The 1,314-nt window shown below is 57.6% G+C and carries 3 protein-coding genes; all 3 read left to right on the forward strand.

The annotated features are described in order from the left end of the window. A partial coding sequence (locus lacNas_RS02675) for a helix-turn-helix domain-containing protein (RefSeq protein WP_201346563.1) occupies positions 1–365 on the forward strand: 365 nt, incomplete at its 5' end. Between the two features lie 98 nt (positions 366–463). Beyond that, positions 464–835 carry a nuclear transport factor 2 family protein gene (locus lacNas_RS02680; RefSeq protein WP_201330524.1) on the forward strand — a complete coding sequence of 124 codons (372 nt, stop codon included), beginning with the start codon at positions 464–466 and terminating at the stop codon, positions 833–835. A 19-nt stretch (positions 836–854) separates the two neighbouring features. After that, the coding region (locus lacNas_RS02685) for an NAD(P)H-binding protein (RefSeq protein WP_201346564.1) at positions 855–1,314 on the forward strand (460 nt) is incomplete at its 3' end.

Genomic DNA, 1,314 nt, shown 5'->3' on the forward strand with positions numbered 1-1,314 from the left:
AAAACGTCCGCCATGCCAACCGCGACGCCCAGTCCGGCGCGATCATGACCTACCTGGCAGCCAAAAGCGGCCGGGTCTCTTTAAAAGAAGCGGCCGCCTACTTCGGCTACCAGGCCAATTATTTCTCCCGCCTCTGCCGCAAGCTTTTTGCCATGGACTTCGTCCACCTGCGCCGCAACATCCGGATCAACCTGGCCCGCGAGCAGCTGCGCCTGACCAACAAGACCCTGGAAGAAATTGCTTCTGAATTGGGCTACCAGGACCTCTCCAGCTTCTCCAAAGCCTTCAGCGAGGCCAGCGGCCTGACGCCGGGCCGCTTCCGCAAAAAATACGGCCTGACGGAGCAGCCGCCAGGCCAAAACTGATTATTATGACTTATCGATCTGATTAGCAATCAAAATTGATCCCCCGCCGCTCATAGCCTACAATTGAACACGATCAAAGAAATAAAGGAGCGGCTAAAATGACGGATGAAGAAATTATTGTCGGCCTTTACCGGCAGGAAAATGCGGCCATGACCGCCAAGGACGTCAAAAGCCTGGATGAGATCCTGGCCCCGGACATGACCCTGCGGCACATGACCGGCTACCTTCAGCCCAAGCAGGAATGGCTCAGCCAGATCCAAAGCGGCGAAATGCACTATTTTTCTTCTGAAGAAGAAAAGATCAAGGACATCCACATTGCCGGCAACCACGCCAGCCTGGTCGGCCAAAACAAGGTAAAGGCCAGTGTCTGGGGCTCCCGGCCCGCGGTCTGGCGGCTGCAGATGAAGATGGAATTTGCCAAAGTGCATGGCCGCTGGATCATCGCCAGCCAGCAGGCCAGCACGTATTGATTTTTAAGGAGACATTGCCATGAAACACGTATTGATTATCGGCGCAACCGGCACGCTTGGCAGCGAGGCCCGGGAAGCACTTTTGACCGGCACAGACGACCAGCTGACCCTGTTTTCCCGCACCGCCGGCCGCATCCAGATCTTGGAACCGGAACGCGAGAAAGCCATCAGCGGCAGCGTCCTGGACGACGCTGCCCTTGACCAGGCCCTGCAAGGCCAGGACGCGGTCTTTGCCGCCCTGTCCGGGGACCTTAGGGCTTTCGCTGACAAGATCGTCAAGGCGATGGACAGAAACGGCGTCAAGCGCCTGGTCTTCATCAGCTCCATGGGGATTTACAATGAAATCCCGGCTTCCCTTGGCGGGGGCAACCTGGACACCAATCCGGTTTTGCGCCCCTACCGGGAAGCAGCCGACGTGATCGAAAACTCGGACTTAAACTACACGGTTGTCCGTCCCGGCTGGTTTACCGGCGGCCCGG

Origin of the sequence: Lactobacillus nasalidis, assembly GCF_016587775.1 — a bacterium.
Lineage (GTDB): Bacteria > Bacillota > Bacilli > Lactobacillales > Lactobacillaceae > Lactobacillus > Lactobacillus nasalidis.

Bases quoted from the DNA above. Each gene is read 5' to 3' on its own strand.
- lacNas_RS02680 (WP_201330524.1), top strand. From the start codon at position 464: ATGACGGATGAAGAAATTATTGTCGGCCTTTACCGGCAGGAAAATGCG.